We start from the raw sequence: 588 nt of genomic DNA on the forward strand, positions 1-588 counted from the left end.
GGCATAAGGGAGCTTGACTGCGAGACCTACAAGTCGAGCAGGGACGAAAGTCGGGCTTAGTGATCCGGTGGTACCGAATGGAAGGGCCATCGCTCAACGGATAAAAGCTACCCTGGGGATAACAGGCTTATCTCCCCCAAGAGTYCACATCGACGGGGAGGTTTGGCACCTCGATGTCGGCTCATCGCATCCTGGGGCTGTAGTCGGTCCCAAGGGTTGGGCTGTTCGCCCATTAAAGCGGTACGCGAGCTGGGTTCAGAACGTCGTGAGACAGTTCGGTCCCTATCCGTCGTGGGCGTAGGAAATTTGAGAGGAGCTGTCCTTAGTACGAGAGGACCGGGATGGACATACCTCTGGTGTACCAGTTGTCGTGCCAACGGCATAGCTGGGTAGCTATGTATGGACGGGATAAGTGCTGAAAGCATCTAAGCATGAAGCCCCCCTCAAGATGAGATTTCCCAACTTCGGTTATAAGATCCCTCGAAGATGACGAGGTTAATAGGTTTGAGGTGGAAGCGTGGTGACACGTGGAGCTGACGAATACTAATCGATCGAAGACTTAATCAATTTTTAAAAAACGTTTTGCGA

The 588-nt window shown here is 52.3% G+C and carries 1 rRNA gene; it reads left to right on the forward strand.

From position 1 onward, the window contains the following. A 23S ribosomal RNA gene (locus AC1DQ3_RS36670) occupies positions 1–567 on the forward strand; the annotation flags it as partial. Positions 568–588 lie beyond the last annotated feature (21 nt).

Source organism: Cupriavidus sp. 01T418 (assembly GCF_056398885.1).